The sequence below is a fragment of the Alteromonas gracilis genome, assembly GCF_002993325.1.
Taxonomy (GTDB): Bacteria; Pseudomonadota; Gammaproteobacteria; order Enterobacterales; family Alteromonadaceae; genus Alteromonas; species Alteromonas gracilis.
In genome coordinates, this window is the sequence record NZ_PVNO01000027.1 from 289,638 (window position 1) to 304,042 (window position 14,405).

A 14,405-nucleotide genomic window follows, 5' to 3' on the forward strand; every position below is an offset into this window, starting at 1 on the left:
CGCTTATCCCTTGGCCGTTGCAGCTTTCATGCTTTCAACAAAGCTGCCGAGCTCGCTTAGCATTTTATGACTGTCTGACAAGTTAGCTGCGATAATATTTACTGTTGCCGAGCCAGAAATTGCACCGGCAGCGCCAGCATCAATGGCAGATTTAACCTGCTCTGGTGTAGAAATACCAAACCCTAACAGTGCCGGTGCAGCTTTGTGCTTATTCAAACGCTCGATAAGCTCAGATGCTGGAATATTTGCTGCGGTCTCTGCACCTGTTACGCCAGCACGACCAAGTAGATAGGTATAACCTTTTGAGTATTCACCAATCTTTTCCATGGTTTCGTCAGTTGCATTCGGTGGAGCAATCAAAATTTGTGAGATGTTTGTCGCCTCAGCAGCCTTTTGAAACGGTGCAGCTTCGCGGATTGGTACGTCTGCCACTAGTATCGAGTCGACGCCTGCCGCTTGCGCTTTGCTGTAAAAGTTTTCAACACCCTGTGCCATTACCAAGTTGCTGTATAAAAGCAGCCCAATGGGTACTTCTGGGTATTTTGCGCGTACTCGCGAAATTACTTCCAAGCAATCTGCTACGGTAACCTTGCCTTTAAGGGCGCGGATAGCCGAGGCTTGAATAGTTGGACCATCGGCTATCGGGTCTGAATACGGAATACCTAACTCCAGAGCGTCTGCGCCGCTTTCTACAAGTTGGCAAATGATGGCTTCAGATTGCGCTAAGTCCGGGTCGCCAACCATCACAAAGGGTACGAATGCGCCTTGGTTCTTTTCCTCAAGGCCAGCAAACATTTGTGCATATCTATCCATTATAAATCGTCCCCCAAAATGTTGATAACGTGCGCTAAGTCTTTATCACCACGGCCCGACAAGTTAACTACAATAATCGTTTCCTCGTCAGCTTCGTCAGCCATGTTGAGCGCGTGTGCAAGAGCATGTGATGATTCTAATGCTGGGATAATCCCTTCTTTTCGCGCTAGAAGCTGGAATGCATTCAACGCTTCTTCATCGGTTGCAGCCACATATTCAGCCCGTCCAATGTCGTGCAGGTAGGCATGCTGAGGGCCAACAGCGGGATAGTCGAGCCCCGCCGATACGGAATAGCTCTCTTCAATTTGACCTTCTTTGTCCTGCATAATGAAGGTATAAGCGCCGTGAAGAATACCCTTCGTACCCGTAACTATGGTGGCACCATGTTCTTTGGTGTGAACCCCTTTTCCGGCAGGCTCAACGCCCACCAATCGAACAGACGGTTCATCGATGAAGTCCGCAAACATACCGATTGCATTTGACCCTCCACCTACGCACGCAACTACGGCGTCAGGCAAGCGGCCCTCTTTTTCCATGATTTGTGCGCGCGTTTCTTCACCAATCATACGATGATATTCACGAACAATGGTCGGGAAAGGGTGAGGGCCTGCTGCAGTACCTAAAAGGTAATGTGCAGTATCGTAGTTTGCAGACCAGTCACGCATCGCTTCGTTTACCGCATCTTTAAGCGTGCCAGACCCGGCATTTACGGGAATAACTTCAGCACCCATTAATTTCATTCGAAATACATTCGGCGCTTGGCGCTCTACGTCTTTTGCACCCATGTAAATGCGCGCTTTAAGGCCAAGTAAGGCACACGCTAGTGCAGTTGCAACACCATGTTGGCCAGCACCCGTTTCAGCAATAACTTCTTTTTTACCCATGCGCTTGGTAAGTAGCGCTTGACCCAATACCTGGTTGGTTTTGTGTGCGCCACCGTGAAGTAGATCTTCACGCTTAAGATAAAGTTTCACTTTTGGGTTGCTAACAAGGTTCCGGGTTAACGTCATCGACGTAGGGCGACCGGCATAGTCTTTTAGCAGTGATAAAAACTCTTCGTTAAAACTTGGATCGTCTTTGGCATCTAAGAACGCTTTTTCCAACTGATCCAATGCTGGAATAAGTAATTCGGGCACGTACATGCCACCAAATTCGCCAAATTTTGTGTCTAACTGGTTCATTACGTTGTCCTGTTTTTTAAATTAGTAACGGCGGCAAATAGTAAAAAGTGCGTCGAGCTTGCTTTCACTTTTTGTGCCTGGCGTGGTTTCAACGCCTGAATTTACATCAATAGCGCCACAGCCTGTTGCAATTGCATTCGCCACATTGTCAGCGTTTATACCGCCAGCAAGCACTAACTTATGCTTGGTTTCAATATCATTAATAAGTTGCCAGTTGAAAGATTCACCTGTACCACCTTTCGCATCGCCTACTTGGCAGTCAAGTAGTACGCGGCTTAGTAGACCATTCTTTAAGTGTCTGTCCACTGATTCGGGAAGGGCGCCTGCGGATGTTGCCTGTACGCCTTCTGCTTTCCAAATTTCACAACCTTCAGGAAGTTTATCTGCTAATGCTGTGATGTATGCTTCATCCTCGTTACCATGTAGCTGAACGGCAAAAAGGCCTAGTGAGGCAGCAAGAGACGCCACTTCATCAACATCATGGTTTACAAACACCCCCACAAAAGCACCTTCTACATCTTGCGTGATAGATATCGCCTGTTCCTTTGATACACAACGGGGAGATTTCTCTGCAAATATAAGCCCGCCAAAACTAGCGCCTCTATCGAATGCCATCTGCGCTTGTTCTTTGCTGGTTAATCCGCAGACTTTCACTGCTCCATTAACCAATGTTTTCACAGCGCGTCGAAGGTCAGTCTCTGCCATCAGAGCGCTGCCAACCAAAAAGCCCTGTGATACAGGTGCCAAGCGCAATACGTCTTGATGGGTGTAAATACCTGACTCTGAAATAACAACGTAGTCGTGCGCGGCTTTCTCTAACATCGGCACAAGGCGCTCAGTAGTAGCTAGGTCAGTAGAGAGATCACGAAGATTGCGGTTATTGATACCAATAATATTAGCTTCAAGCGCAATGGCTCGCTCCATTTCTTCTTCGTTACTCACTTCGGTAAGAATGTCTAATGATAGCGAATTTGCTACGCTAGCCAGCTCGCGATACTCATCGTCGTTCAAAACGCTAAGCATGAGCAGTACAGCGTCAGCGTTATAATGGCGGGCTAGATACACTTGATAGCTGTCGACAAAAAAATCTTTGTTAAGAACCGGCTGAGCAACGCGCTCTGTCACGTAAGCTAGGTATTCAAATTTCCCTTGAAAGTACTTCTCGTCAGTAAGCACTGATATGCCAGCTGCATAAGGAGTATAGGCCGATAAAATCTCGTCTAAATTGAAATTCTCTCGAATAAGCCCCTTTGAAGGAGATGCCTTTTTACATTCAAAGATAAAGCCTGCATTTGGCTCGTTTAGCGCAGCAAATAAGCTTTTTTTGGAAGCAGTCAAATTAGCTTTAAAACTATCTAGCGGCAGCGCCTTTTTACGCGCGGCGACTTCTTCTCGCTTGTCTGCAACAATTTTCTCAAGCACATTAGCCATTCGTGCTTACCTCCTGAGTAATTTTGGCAACCTTTGATAACAACTGCATGGGTAACCCTTCTGCCATGGCGTTCATTGCCATTTCGGCACCTTCTTTGAACGTGGTAGCTTTGCCCGTGACTTTCAACAGAGCACCACAGTTCATTGCAATAGCCGCGCGGTGCGCCTCTTTGCCTTCACCGTTAAGGGCTGCTTCAACAAACTGTTTATTTTCTTCTGGCTCACCACCTTCAATTGCCGATAGCGGATAGTGGGGCAAACCAAAATCTTGTGCAGTTACCGACAGCTTACGAATATCGCCATGTTCTAGATCGTAAATGATTGATTCGCCATGAAGAGCCAATTCATCCAGTCCGTCTCCGTGAACAATCATGGCGCGATGTTGGCCAAGCAGCATCAGTGTTTTTGCATAGGGTTCTAGCAGTTGGGGAGAGTATACGCCGAAAACGCCATGAGTTGGACCCGCAGGGTTTGCCAATGGGCCTAATATATTGAATAGCGTTCTGGTCTTCATCGCAGCGCGCACGGGGGCTGCGTGGCGCATGCCCGCGTGATATACCGGTGCAAAAAGAAATGTGAAATTTGCTTCATCTAAACATTTGCGAGAGGTTTCTGGGCTTATTTCTAGATTTAAACCAAATTGACGAAACAAATCGGCTGAACCAGACTTGCTTGAGACACTTCTATTCCCGTGTTTTGCCACTTTTACGCCGCACGATGCTGCGACTACGCCCGCAGCACTAGAAATGTTGATGGTGTTATGCCCGTCACCACCAGTGCCTACAATATCTGCAAACTCGTATGACGGCGTAGGGAAAGGCAGGGCATTGGCGACCATTGCGCTAGCTGCGCCGGCTATTTCGCCTGGCGACTCTTTTTTCATTTTCAGCGCGGTAAGCACGGCAGCAATCATTACTTCACTTTGCTCACCGTGCATGATGCTGTTGAATAAGCTGTACGCTTCGGTTTGCGACAGCGATTCCCGCAGCATAATTTGTTCAAGTAGAGGGCCTGCGTTAAGCATGGTTCGCTCCCTGTAGCGTTAAATAATCAATACTTTGTTTCAACAACAAACTGCCGTGTGCTGTTAAAATCGATTCTGGATGAAATTGGAAGCCAAGCATGCGGTCTTCATCATTGTAAACTGCCATCACTGCCTCACTTCCATCATCGTTTATTGTTGATGCACAAACGGTAAGCTTCTCAGGCAATTCGTGGGCTACTAATGAGTGGTAGCGTGCAACGTGCAGCGGTTGCTGAAGACCTTTAAACATGGCTTCTTCCGAATGCGTAATGGCCGACGACTTTCCGTGCATTACTTGGCTAGCTCGCCCCACTGTACCGCCGTAGTACTCCACAATTGCCTGATGGCCAAGGCAAATACCAATGACAGGAAATACGCCGCTGACCATTTTAAGCAAAGCAGGCATACAGCCTGCATCACTGGGAGCGCCAGGGCCCGGGGAAAGCATCAATAAAACAGGGCCTTTCGTCGCTTGTTCCTGCATTTTATTAAAAAGAAGTTCAGCTGACACAGTATTTCGATAAACTTTTATGTCTAAGTCTAATGTACGCAGTTCATCGACAAGGTTATAGGTAAACGAGTCTACATTATCGAGCAAAAATAAAGTGGTAACTTGGTGGTTCATGCGTTGCCCCCTTCATTTGACGCTGCACTAATGTGTTTTACTTCCTCTTGAAGTGCCGCCTTGACAGCACCTATAACGGCCTGTGCTTTGGCTCGCGTTTCATCAGCTTCAGCTTGGGGAATGGAATCGTATACCACACCTGCGCCTGCTTGAATGTAAGCCGTGCCATTTTTCACAAAGGCAGAGCGTATAACGATACAAGTGTCCATGTCGCCTTGGCTATTTAAGTAGCCCACTGCACCACCGTAACTACCACGACGCTTTTTCTCTACTTCACGGATCAAGGTGGCTGCGCTGACCTTCGGTGCACCTACCAGAGTACCCATGTTCATGCAGGCTTGATACGCGTGCAATGGGTCTAGGTCGTCGCGCAGTTGACCTACCACGCGAGACACTAAATGCATTACGTGTGAGTAGCGATCTACTTTGAGCAAATCTTTAACGAAGCGAGTACCCGGACGGCTAACTTTAGCCACGTCATTTCTCGCTAGGTCAACCAGCATGATGTGCTCAGATTTTTCTTTCGTATCTTCGCGAAGGTTTAACTCTATGCGACTGTCCAAATCTCTATCAATGCTGCCGTCTGGACGCTTGCCTCGAGGACGAGTTCCTGCAATAGGATAAATTTCTACTTGATTGCTTTCTCTTTCGTATTTAAGCGCCGACTCGGGTGAGGCTCCAAAAATACTAAAAGCGGCATCTTGCATGAAAAACATGTAAGGGCTTGGATTAGATTCTTTAAGTTTGGCGTAAGCGAGAAGTGGCGAAGGGCAGGGGAGAGAAAATGTGCGCGAAGGCACAACCTGAAAAATATCGCCAGCAAGAATGTGCTGCTTTAAATCAAGCACGTGGTCACAAAACTGCTCGTCGCTAATGTCTACGCTTGCTTCGATAGAAGAAAGTGTCTGTCCATTTTGTGTCGATTCTTTTAATTTGAATGTCTGTCCATTTTGCGATTCATTCTGTCTACTTGTTAATAGTGGCTCAGCAGGCATCTCATGAAGCAGTTGATGAATAGCCTCCAATCGCTGCGCAATTGCAAAGTATTGCTGAGCTACATCCTCACCGCTAAATACGCTGCCGATAAGATGAGTTTCGCGGGTTTGATGATCAACGGTAATTAATGTCTCCGCCAAATAGAACACAAAATCAGGGCAGTCATTTTCACCTTCAGCAACATCCGGCAGTTTTTCGAAGCCCGCAAGCATGTCGTAAGCGAATACACCGCCCAGAAAAATAGCGTGAGGGTGTTGGCGGATGGGGGTTACTTTATTGAGAACAATACGCAGCGCGTCCATAACGCTCGCGGCTTTCAATCGGCTATCCTCGTCTAATTCGTTGTTTGCGTCATCGCAAAGAAGAACAATAGAAGTGTCTGTCCTATCAATGACATTCAGGCCTTCGGGAGCGTGCGTAGCAAACAAAGGTAAAACTGAAGCGCCGTTTCCTGTTAGTGCCTTAACCTCAACTCGGTTGCCTCTACATTCCATGCGAAGGGCGGCATCAACCATCAATAAACTTTGCAGGTCATCTTTTGAGTCGATTTCTGCTGATTCTAAAAGTAGTGCGTTACTTGTATTCCCACAAAGGTGGGCAAACGCGGCGAGTGGATCATCAACGTAATGACCTACCTGCTCTATTGTCTCTACTTTACCTGGGGAAGTGCCCAGTTCCGCTAAACTCATTTTTGCTACTCTCCAATTGCAAAAAGATAAAAAAAAGGCCCGTATAAACGGGCCTTTATGTGTTTTCATTCACGCACTACAGTGCACACCGCCCGTTAAGTTAGGGAGTGCCACCACCAAGCTGCAACTGTCATTGCTGTAGAAATGTTGTATGAATGCATGAATTACTCGTTGTTTTTTCAAACTTCAATAGGATTTGAAGCCGTTAGTACGTATACTTTGTGCGTATAGAAGAAAACAAATTGCCTTTCGTGTCAACCTAAAATTTGCATATTACTTTGAAAATAGATTTACATAGCCATACAAAATACTCAGACGGCCATCTCACGCCAGAAGAATTAATCCTTCGAGCTCACACCATGCAGGTGGATGTACTTGCGCTTACCGACCACGACACCGTAGCGGGCTTGGACGAGGCTCATGCCACTCAAGCAAAACAAAAGCGGTCTTTAACCATTATTGACGGCGTTGAAATTTCCACTACTTGGCACGGTTTTGATATCCACATTGTAGGTTTGAACGTAGACAGACAATGCCCAACGTTCTTATCTCATCTCAATGGTCAAGCTCAAGTCCGCGAGGCACGCGCTGAAAAAATAGCTGATAAACTTGAAAAATGTGGGTTTGAAGGCGTTTTAACGCGAGCTAAAGCACTAGCCGGTGTAGGGCAAGTTACTCGCGCTCATTTTGCTCGAGTCTTAGTGAACAATTATGGCGTGCCGACTATGCAGGCTGCCTTTAAAAAGTATTTAGGCAAAGGTAAAAGGGCAGCGGTTAAAGCCGAATGGCCAAGTATAGAAAGTGCAATTGAATGGATCCACGATGCAGGTGGCCAAGCCGTGCTCGCGCACCCCGCGCATTACGATATGACGGCTAAATGGCTAAGGCGATTAGTAGATTTGTTCGCACAATCTGGTGGAGATGCTATTGAGACGGCGTTCCCCGGTATAAACAAAACTAAGCAAGAACTGATCAATGAAATTGCACAAACTCACAATTTGCTAGCTTCAGCGGGCTCCGACTTTCACTTCCCCTCTCGCTGGACTGAGTTGGGTAAAAACCTTGGAATTAGTAGCCAACTAACCCCTATCTGGCACGATTGGCTGCAGATTAAAGAGCTTGAAAGTACACCGTAAGCAAATCTATAGTTGAAATTCAGTGGTAATAAGGCGTTGATAGAAGTAAAGCGATAACGAGTCGGTCCTTAGCCAATCAATGCCCACATAAACAACCATAAAAAGTGTTAGCAACTAGAACAAGTTGAATAGCGTTTTTTATAAAAGGAAGTCATCATGAGTCAATTTTTTTATGTACACCCAGATAACCCCCAAAAACGCTTGATAAGCCAAGCATGCGAGCTAATTCGCGAGGGTGCGGTTGTGGTCTACCCTACAGACTCAGGCTATGCCATAGGCTGTCAAATGGAAGACAAGAAGGCGTTAGAGCAGCTTTGCCGTATTCGTCAAATAGATAAAGACCATAATTTTACTTTGATGTGTCGTGATATGTCAGAGTTATCAATTTATGCCAAGGTTGATAACACTGCCTTTAGGCAGATAAAAAATAATACGCCAGGTCACTACACGTTTGTGCTAAAAGCAACGCGAGAAGTTCCGAAGCGCTTACAGAACCCCAAACGAAAAACCATTGGGATCCGCGTGCCTGATAACGCCATTGCGCTAGCATTACTGGAAGAACTTGGCGAGCCGTTGATGTCTACGTCTTTGATTTTGCCTGGCAACACCATGGCCGAATCAGACCCTGATGTGATTCGAGATAATTTAGAAAAGCAAGTTGGGCTTATCATTCACGGCGGTTATATTGGCGAACATCCCACAACTGTGATTGATTTATCGGAAGATACGCCCGTCATTTTACGTCATGGTACTGGCGATCCGTCTCCGTTCGAATAATTGACGGTGGCTCTGCCCATCTACGAAAATGGCCCCGGGGCATATGACTTTAATGAATGAACGTTAGAACCAATAATATTCGCTGCTGCAGGTAAAACGGTTGTGGGACTGTGTCTGAATTAACTAAAACAAATAACAACAAAGAAACGCCTCATGAAAAGGGGCTTTCGACACCTGTTCAGCAGCCGCTTCCCCTTGCGTTTATTAATGGCGAGGCGCTTATTGAGAAGCCGGAAGATCTGTTCATTCCCCCTGATGCCCTTGAAGTTATCCTTGAAACTTTCGAAGGGCCTCTCGACTTACTGTTATATCTGATCCGTAAGCAAAAGTTCGATATCACAACTCTGCCAATTGCTGCTGTTACTAAGCAATATATGGAGTATGTAGACGCCATGATGGCGCTAAAGCTAGAGCTGGCAGCAGAGTATCTGCTGATGGCTGCAATTCTGGCTGAAATAAAGTCTCGTCTTTTATTACCGAAGCGCAGTGACGACAGTGAGGAAGAAGACGATCCTAGGGCCGAGTTGATCAGACGTCTAAAAGAATATGAACTGGTGAAACAGGCCGCAGAAGACTTGGATATTCAGCCTCGTCTTGAAAGGGATGTATTTAAAGCACATGTGGAAGTTAGTGAGAACGTTGCGCCAATTCGTGTGGAGCCTGACGTATCTTTAGCCGAGATAGTGCTGGCATTTAGCACAGCGATGAAACGGGCGGAAGCGTTTGAAAACCATACTATTGAAAGGGAAGCCTTGAGCACGCGAGAGCGCATGTCGCTTATCTTATCGTTGCTTACGTCGTCAGAGTATATGCCACTTGAACGCCTTTTCACCGTTGAAGAAGGAAGGGCCGGTGTAGTGGTTTGCTTCTTAGCAATTTTAGAATTAGTAAAAGAACAGCTAATTTTGTGCATTCAGGCAGGTCCTTATGCAAAAATTCATGTAAAATTAGGGTCGCATGAAGAAAATTAACACGGCGCAGCTGAAACAATTGGTCGAGGCCGCAATATTTGTGGCCGATACGCCCGTAACGAAGCAGCAGTTGAAAGAAACGGTGCTTAACGAGTTCACCGTGGCTGATAGAACTTTGAGTAAGGTAATTAACGAACTAAAGTTAGATTATCAACCTCGGGGCATTCAGCTAGTGGAAGTAGCGAGTGGCTATCGCTTTCAATCATTAGATGCATTGAGCCCGTGGTTAAGTAAATTATGGCAAGAAAATGCGCCTAAGTACTCAAGAGCAATGCTTGAGACACTTGCGCTCATTGCCTATCGTCAACCTATTACCCGCGGAGAGATTGAGCAGGTAAGAGGTGTAGCGGTAAGCAGTAATATTATAAAGACACTCACAGAACGAGACTGGATTAAGGTAGTTGGTCACAAAGAAGTACCGGGGCGACCTGCACTTTATGCTACCACGAAAGGCTTTTTAGACTACTTTTCAATGGCGTCATTGAGCGATTTGCCCAATGCTCATGCCTTTGAAAATATGGCCGAAAGTATTGCGTCAGACTCGCCGCTTAAGGTGTTAAATGAGGCACCGTCTGAATAGACCGTGCGACCGTAAACAAGCAATTAAGAGTGAAAAACCATGACTGAAAAGTTGCAAAAAGTACTGGCTAACCAAGGGCTAGGCTCGCGACGAGAAATGGAACGTTGGATTGAAGAAGGCCGTGTATCGGTCGATGGCACCAAAGCAACCCTTGGCGATCGAGTTGACCACACCGCACAAATTCGCGTAGATGGTCATCTTTTGTCTCGTCAAACTGAACAACCGGTATGCCGTGTTCTAATGTATAACAAGCCTGAAGGTGAACTATGCAGCCGTCATGATCCAGAAGGGCGCGACACAGTATTTGACCGACTTCCAGCTATTCGATTGGGTCGTTGGATCACGGTGGGGCGCTTAGATATGAACACTAGCGGCCTACTGTTATTTACCAATGATGGTGAATTAGCAAACCGCCTGATGCATCCTAAATGCGAAGTAGAGCGCGAATATGCCGTTCGCGTATTTGGTGAAGTAACGGGTAAAACGCTGCATACTTTGCAAAAAGGCGTTGAGCTTGAGGATGGTGAAGCGAAATTCCTTACCATCTCTGGCGCTCCAACCCCACAACATGCCGAAGATGAAAGCATGAACCGCTGGTATAACGTAACGTTAAAAGAAGGCCGTAACCGTGAAGTACGTAGGTTGTGGGAATCACAAGGTGTCCAGGTTAGCCGACTCATACGTGTTAAGTATGGCCCAATAGAGCTTCAAAAACGTTTGCCTCAAGGTGCGTGGGTTGAGCTTGGGTTAGAAGATGTAAACGCGCTACGTAGCCATGTTCAGCTGCCAGATGAAACGCAAACTATGATCAACGTGAGACAGGGCAAACTTGACCATGCGCGTTTAAGTCGCATGCGCCGCTCGGTTAAAAAGCATAAAGTACGTAAGCAACAAGGCTTGAGTAAACGTGCTGGGCGCCCAGCAAAACGCAAATAGCTAACTACTCGCTTTTACACAGCACTAACAAAGCCGCTAGTTATTACTCGCGGCTTTTTTATGTCTTCCGCTTATTGAGGGGTCAACAAATATTTATCCTTTCTTTTTGAATGCGTCAATTTATACCGTGTTTATACCGATCTTCTTAGTGAAACCTAGCGTAGCAAAAAAGGAATATGCTACGTGACGAAAGTCTAAGACACGGAAAAGGAGATGGTAATGAAAGACATGCCTCAGTTAGGAATGGGAACCTTTCGTTTAGAAGGTGAGGAAGCCCGAGAATCAGTCAGTAAGGCGCTGGACGTTGGCTTTAGACACATAGACACCGCCCAGTTTTACGGAAATGAAGCGGAAGTGGGAGACGCGATCAAGACCAGTGGCTTAGACAGAAGCTCGCTTTTTGTTACAACGAAAGTGTGGCATGAGTCATTGGGAGACGCTCATTTTATTCCAAGCGTGCATGAAAGTTTGGAAAAATTGAAGCTAGAATACGTCGATTTACTGCTTATCCATTGGCCCTATCCTGGAAATGACATAACGTTAGAAAGTTATTTGGGAAGTCTTGCGCAAGCAAAAGCGGACGGCTTGACGCGACATATCGGTGTGTCGAACTTTACCATCGACCTGCTAGACAAAGCAGAGAGTATTCTAGGCGAGGGTGAAGTGTATACCAATCAGATTGAGATCCATCCTTTCATGCAAAACAAAAAGGTAGTGGAATCTTGTAAAGAGAAAGGAATTCGAGCGACTGCTTATATGCCATTCGCGGTAGGGAAAGTCATGAAGGATGAAACGCTGATGCGAATTGCTCAAAATCACGATGCAACACCTGCACAAGTAGTAATGGCGTGGATGGAAAAACGTCATATTTACGCTATCCCATCATCAACCAGTAAACAGCACTTGGCGGAAAATCTAGCTTATGGTGGTGTGCATTTAACTGATGAGGAATTAGCGCTTGTCGACGATTTAGACAATGGTGAACGTATCGTTAATCCAGACTTTGCACCTGCGTGGGATTAACCTCATACAGTTTTTATAGCTGTTAAGTTAAATAGTGAAGTAATAGATTAGCTTTTGATGTCGCCGCCTGCAATTATCAACTTTAGGCGGCGGCAAAACATTGAGTTGAGGAAATGAAGGTAAGTTTCGATCTGCTCGCAATAAAATCCAGCGCGTTTAGCTCTTCTCTATTTCTACGTGTTTAAGAATTCTGGCTGGGTTGCCTCCAATAACAACATTATTACCGAAAGATTTTGTTACCACAGAGCCCGAGGCAACAACCACGTTATCCCCTAGGCTCACGCCGGGATTTATAACAGCCATTCCACCAATCCAGCAGTTATCACCAATGGTTATGGGTTTTGCAAACTCTATTCCTGTAGCCCGTTGAACTGGGTCAATTGGATGAGTTGCGGTGTAGAGCCCAACTTGAGGTGCGATCATACAGTTATCGCCAATGGTTACTTTGGCCGCATCTAAAATAACGCAATTGAAATTAGCGTAGAAATTTTCGCCTACATAGATGTTTTCACCGTAATCGCATTTGAACGAAGACTCAATGTAAAGCCTTTTCCCCGTCGAACCGAAAAGCGCTTTTAATAGTCTTGTACGCTTTTTATGGTCACTTTGACAGGTCGCATTGAGCTCGTCTAATTGACTACGGCATTGCTTACGCAATGCCGTTAATGTTTTGTCTGACGGGTAGTATAAATCGCCAGCGAGCATCTTTTCTTGTTCGGTCATAAGGTTTTGAACACAGCGCTATAAAATAATGTCGATACGTTACTGCGCACTACCATAGCTTACAACGACTTTTTGTTTTAACGCTTCGCTTTCAATATCTAAATTGACAGGGCGTTTTAAAATAATATTGCCTTCAACAGTAACTGAAGCGCTTATAGACAGCGTAGGTTTGTCATCAGATTTGCTTCCCCATGAGCTTTCATTCTCTCTGTAAATAATATCGCCATGTACGTGAGAATTACCAGAAAGCGTAATATCACCGTTTAATGTTTTGATATGTTTCTCAATTTTGGTATCCGCTGCCGTGATATCACCATTTACTGATTCAACGCTGCCGCCCACGCTACTTTGAGAAGGCAGCGTTACGTTCCCATTTACAGTCTCTACGTCTTTAAGCACAGTTAAATGTGAGGATGCACTCACGTCTCCATTGACGATATCAATATTTCGGACAGTCACATGACTACCCATTTCAAGGTTGCCGTTAACGATACTCACCTCATCAGCTCCACCATGATCACTTATCTCTACGTTTCCATTAACGGAAGAGATATCACCGGCATGTTTTCCCTCAGCAATATCAATATTGCCAAGAATAGAACTAAAGTCGCTGCCTTCTAATGCACTCGCGTTGCCCACATGTATAACGCAACCAGAAAGAAGAGATGCAGAAAGCAGTAGCGCTGTTGAAGTTAAAATAGACTTTTTCATATTTTTATATCCTTAACGGTTTTATATATTTTTGATAGCACGCTTATTTCGATGTGTTGATTAGTAAACTATCGAGCTTTACTTCAACGTTATTTATCACGTTACCCATCACGTTTTTCACGTTACGTGCCATTATTTTAAATCTAATAAAAACATGGAGATAGCGTTTTTGTTAGAAAGGCGGAACTCTACACTGTGGCGTAATTATTAGCTTAATAGCCTCATCAACTAACGTGTAGTGCATTTGACCATCTGAGATATGGATGCACGAAAGTACAGAAGCGGACAGACACTCGGCTCGCTAGAGAATTGATAGAAGTGGACAGACACTCGGCTCGCTAGAGCACAGAAAGGGACACACACTTGAAAAGAGTGGTTTGAAGCCAACCTAATAAGGTTTAAGTGGGTGTCCAAAACTTGCACGTAAAACATTTACGAAAGTACAGACGTGGACAGACACTTGAAACTCCGCTTTAAATTGAGAGGAGGCGTTTGATAAATGTGATTTTGTGTCAATCCGCTGAGGGATTTAAGTGGGTGTCCAGAGATGACAGGTGACCAGAGATGACACCAAGAAATGCACTGGCACTGATGATGGTTTCGCAATATAAAGTAGCGGTGATAGAGTAAGTAAGGGCTGGATATGCGTATAACTTATTTATTGAACGCTGCCCTCCTTCTCACCCGAGAAGCGATCTTCATGACAGGTTTGGCAATAGCTGAATTAGAGCTACTTGATGACTCAGTGACAAACAAATTCCTTTTAACTTGATGCTAAGACCCCCGGTT

Annotated in this window: 14 protein-coding genes; 6 read left to right on the forward strand and 8 right to left on the reverse strand. The window is 45.5% G+C overall.

From position 1 onward, the window contains the following. Positions 1–3 precede the first annotated feature (3 nt). From trpA to C6Y39_RS14675, 6 genes are read right to left on the reverse strand one after another with little or no spacing between them, the layout of a single operon-like run. A complete protein-coding gene (gene trpA, locus C6Y39_RS14650) occupies positions 4–813 on the reverse strand; it encodes a tryptophan synthase subunit alpha (protein WP_105931971.1) in 810 nt (269 codons plus the stop codon). Then, on the reverse strand, positions 813–1,994 hold the full coding sequence (gene trpB, locus C6Y39_RS14655) for a tryptophan synthase subunit beta (RefSeq protein ID WP_105931972.1): 1,182 nt from the start codon (positions 1,992–1,994) through the stop codon (positions 813–815). Before trpB ends, trpA begins: the two co-directional genes overlap by 1 nt. Positions 1,995–2,015: 21 nt before the next feature. Then, entirely contained in the window at positions 2,016–3,425 is a 1,410-nt protein-coding gene (gene trpCF, locus C6Y39_RS14660) for a bifunctional indole-3-glycerol-phosphate synthase TrpC/phosphoribosylanthranilate isomerase TrpF (RefSeq protein WP_105931973.1), read from the reverse strand. Continuing rightward, positions 3,418–4,449 carry an anthranilate phosphoribosyltransferase gene (trpD, locus tag C6Y39_RS14665; RefSeq protein ID WP_105931974.1) on the reverse strand — a complete coding sequence of 344 codons (1,032 nt, stop codon included), beginning with the start codon at positions 4,447–4,449 and terminating at the stop codon, positions 3,418–3,420. The genes trpCF and trpD overlap by 8 nt, the downstream gene beginning before the upstream one ends. Continuing rightward, positions 4,442–5,074, reverse strand: coding sequence for an aminodeoxychorismate/anthranilate synthase component II (locus C6Y39_RS14670; protein WP_105931975.1), 633 nt, complete (start codon positions 5,072–5,074; stop codon positions 4,442–4,444). The genes trpD and C6Y39_RS14670 overlap by 8 nt, the downstream gene beginning before the upstream one ends. Continuing rightward, on the reverse strand, positions 5,071–6,759 hold the full coding sequence (locus C6Y39_RS14675; protein WP_105932055.1) for an anthranilate synthase component 1: 1,689 nt from the start codon (positions 6,757–6,759) through the stop codon (positions 5,071–5,073). The genes C6Y39_RS14670 and C6Y39_RS14675 overlap by 4 nt, the downstream gene beginning before the upstream one ends. Positions 6,760–7,037: 278 nt before the next feature. Here C6Y39_RS14675 and C6Y39_RS14680 point away from each other — a divergent pair, with 278 nt between their 5' ends. From C6Y39_RS14680 to dkgB, 6 genes are all read left to right on the forward strand, one after another. Further along, entirely contained in the window at positions 7,038–7,895 is an 858-nt protein-coding gene (locus tag C6Y39_RS14680) for a PHP domain-containing protein (protein WP_105932056.1), read from the forward strand. A 156-nt stretch (positions 7,896–8,051) separates the two neighbouring features. Then, positions 8,052–8,672 carry an L-threonylcarbamoyladenylate synthase gene (locus tag C6Y39_RS14685; RefSeq protein WP_105931976.1) on the forward strand — a complete coding sequence of 207 codons (621 nt, stop codon included), beginning with the start codon at positions 8,052–8,054 and terminating at the stop codon, positions 8,670–8,672. A gap of 110 nt (positions 8,673–8,782) precedes the next feature. Continuing rightward, complete coding sequence (locus C6Y39_RS14690) at positions 8,783–9,643, forward strand: segregation and condensation protein A (RefSeq protein WP_105931977.1); 861 nt, start codon at positions 8,783–8,785, stop codon at positions 9,641–9,643. Next, positions 9,630–10,223 (forward strand): SMC-Scp complex subunit ScpB, encoded by a 594-nt coding sequence (gene scpB, locus C6Y39_RS14695; RefSeq protein ID WP_105931978.1) that lies wholly within the window; start codon positions 9,630–9,632, stop codon positions 10,221–10,223. The genes C6Y39_RS14690 and scpB overlap by 14 nt, the downstream gene beginning before the upstream one ends. A gap of 39 nt (positions 10,224–10,262) precedes the next feature. After that, entirely contained in the window at positions 10,263–11,159 is an 897-nt protein-coding gene (rluB, locus tag C6Y39_RS14700) for a 23S rRNA pseudouridine(2605) synthase RluB (RefSeq protein WP_105931979.1), read from the forward strand. Between the two features lie 219 nt (positions 11,160–11,378). After that, the gene (gene dkgB / locus C6Y39_RS14705; protein ID WP_105931980.1) at positions 11,379–12,182 is read left to right on the forward strand and encodes a 2,5-didehydrogluconate reductase DkgB; all 804 of its coding nucleotides are present in this window, start codon (positions 11,379–11,381) and stop codon (positions 12,180–12,182) included. 156 nt (positions 12,183–12,338) lie between these two features. Here dkgB and C6Y39_RS14710 read toward each other — a convergent pair whose 3' ends face one another. Next, positions 12,339–12,905 carry a sugar O-acetyltransferase gene (locus C6Y39_RS14710; protein WP_105931981.1) on the reverse strand — a complete coding sequence of 189 codons (567 nt, stop codon included), beginning with the start codon at positions 12,903–12,905 and terminating at the stop codon, positions 12,339–12,341. A 39-nt stretch (positions 12,906–12,944) separates the two neighbouring features. Next, positions 12,945–13,616: a DUF4097 family beta strand repeat-containing protein gene (locus tag C6Y39_RS14715; protein WP_105931982.1), complete on the reverse strand. Its 672-nt coding sequence runs from the start codon at positions 13,614–13,616 to the stop codon at positions 12,945–12,947. Positions 13,617–14,405: the final 789 nt, after the last annotated feature.

Coding starts and splice junctions, on each gene's coding strand:
- trpA (WP_105931971.1), bottom strand. CDS start 813: ATGGATAGATATGCACAAATGTTTGCTGGCCTTGAGGAAAAGAACCAA.
- trpB (WP_105931972.1), bottom strand. CDS start 1,994: ATGAACCAGTTAGACACAAAATTTGGCGAATTTGGTGGCATGTACGTG.
- trpCF (WP_105931973.1), bottom strand. CDS start 3,425: ATGGCTAATGTGCTTGAGAAAATTGTTGCAGACAAGCGAGAAGAAGTC.
- trpD (WP_105931974.1), bottom strand. CDS start 4,449: ATGCTTAACGCAGGCCCTCTACTTGAACAAATTATGCTGCGGGAATCG.
- C6Y39_RS14670 (WP_105931975.1), bottom strand. CDS start 5,074: ATGAACCACCAAGTTACCACTTTATTTTTGCTCGATAATGTAGACTCG.
- C6Y39_RS14675 (WP_105932055.1), bottom strand. CDS start 6,759: ATGAGTTTAGCGGAACTGGGCACTTCCCCAGGTAAAGTAGAGACAATA.
- C6Y39_RS14685 (WP_105931976.1), top strand. CDS start 8,052: ATGAGTCAATTTTTTTATGTACACCCAGATAACCCCCAAAAACGCTTG.
- scpB (WP_105931978.1), top strand. CDS start 9,630: ATGAAGAAAATTAACACGGCGCAGCTGAAACAATTGGTCGAGGCCGCA.
- rluB (WP_105931979.1), top strand. CDS start 10,263: ATGACTGAAAAGTTGCAAAAAGTACTGGCTAACCAAGGGCTAGGCTCG.
- dkgB (WP_105931980.1), top strand. CDS start 11,379: ATGAAAGACATGCCTCAGTTAGGAATGGGAACCTTTCGTTTAGAAGGT.
- C6Y39_RS14710 (WP_105931981.1), bottom strand. CDS start 12,905: ATGACCGAACAAGAAAAGATGCTCGCTGGCGATTTATACTACCCGTCA.
- C6Y39_RS14715 (WP_105931982.1), bottom strand. CDS start 13,616: ATGAAAAAGTCTATTTTAACTTCAACAGCGCTACTGCTTTCTGCATCT.